1 protein-coding gene and 1 pseudogene are annotated in these 1,483 nt (G+C 76.1%); one reads left to right on the top strand and one right to left on the bottom strand.

Features of this window, described 5'->3' with window-relative positions:
- Positions 1-279 (bottom strand): annotated as a pseudogene (locus GTW43_RS24450) (MFS transporter); the annotation flags it as partial.
- 165 nt (positions 280-444) lie between these two features.
- Here GTW43_RS24450 and GTW43_RS24455 point away from each other — a divergent pair.
- The gene (locus GTW43_RS24455; RefSeq protein ID WP_343246107.1) at positions 445-1,431 is read left to right on the top strand and encodes a helix-turn-helix domain-containing protein; all 987 of its coding nucleotides are present in this window, start codon (positions 445-447) and stop codon (positions 1,429-1,431) included.
- Positions 1,432-1,483 lie beyond the last annotated feature (52 nt).

A 1,483-nucleotide genomic window follows, 5' to 3' on the forward strand; every position in this document is an offset into this window, starting at 1 on the left:
TAGCGACGCGGCGAACGGCGCGGTCGCCCCGTACACCACCATGTTCACGAGCGACCCGAGTCCGATCGCCGAGCGGGACCAGCCCAGCTCCTCGTGCAGGGGCCCGACGAGCAGCCCGGCCAGCGTGCTGAAGGAACCGGCGACGACGATCGCGAGCGCGGCCCCGGCCGCGACGGTCCACCGGCCGTCGCGGCGCGGGCGGGACGACCGGGACGCTCGGGAGGCTCGGGACTCTCGGGGCGAGGCGGCGGCTGTCGCGGCGCGGCTGTGGGTCTCCATACCCACGACTCTGCGCCGGGCCCGTACCCGCCCACGACTGGCCGGATGGCCACGACCTGAAAGAATTCGGCCATGCATCCGGCCATGGGTCCAGTGACGGGAAAACCGCGGGACGAGCACGGTCCTCCGGGCCGGACGGAGCGGTCCGCCGCCCCGGCCGCGTCCGTGGCCGTCCTGGTCCGGGACGGTGTGCTGCCGATGGAACTCGGCCTGGTGCACCAGCTGTTCGGTTCCGCCCGTGACCCGGTGACCGGCGAGCGCCTCTACGAGGTCACGACGTGCGCGCCGCGGCCCGGCCGGATCCGGACCGACGCCGACTTCCCGATCCACACCGAGCACGGCCTGGAGGCGGTGGCGGCGGCCGACACGGTCCTCGTCCCCGCGTCGCACGAGGTGGACGAGCTGCTCACGCCGGACACCGGCCCCGGACCGGCGCTCCGGGAAGCCCTGACCGCGGCGCGGGAGCGGGGGCGGGTCGCGTCCATCTGCACGGGGGCGTTCGTGCTGGCGGCGGCCGGGCTGCTCGACGGGCGCCGGGCGACCACGCACTGGCTCTCGGCGGACCGGTTCGCCCGGACGTTCCCGCAGGTCACCGTCGACGCGGATGTGCTCTACGTGGACGAGGGGCCGGTCCTCACCTCGGCGGGCGAGGCGGCCGGTATCGACCTGTGCCTGCACATGATCCGCACGGACCACGGGGCGGGGGTCGCCGCCGACGTCGCCCGCCGCACGGTGGTGCCGCCGCACCGGGAGGGCGGGCAGGCCCAGTACATCCGGCGGCCCGTCGAGGCCCCGGACCTCGCCTCGACGTCCGGCTCGCGCGCCTGGGCGCTACGGCACCTCGGCGAACCGCTCACCCTCGCCCGGCTCGCGGCGCGGGACGCGATGTCCGTCCGTACGTACAGCCGGCGCTTCCGGGAGGAGACCGGGCTGACCCCGATAACGTGGCTCAACCGGCAACGGGTCGACCGGGCGCGGCAGTTGCTGGAGCGGACCGAGCACACGGTGGACCGGGTCGCGGCGGAGGTCGGGTTCGGGACGGGGGCGTCGTTGCGGCAGCACTTCCAGTCGGTGCTCGGGGTGGCGCCGGGGGCCTACCGCACGACGTTCCGGCCCCGGGGCCAGGGAGGGGGCGGCCGGCCCCGGAGCTGACAGGCCGGGGCCCGGCGATCCCGGGGCGATCTGGTGGGCCCGCGCCTCCGCT

It is taken from the genome of Streptomyces sp. SID5785 (assembly GCF_009870065.1).
Classification (GTDB): domain Bacteria; phylum Actinomycetota; class Actinomycetes; order Streptomycetales; family Streptomycetaceae; genus Streptomyces.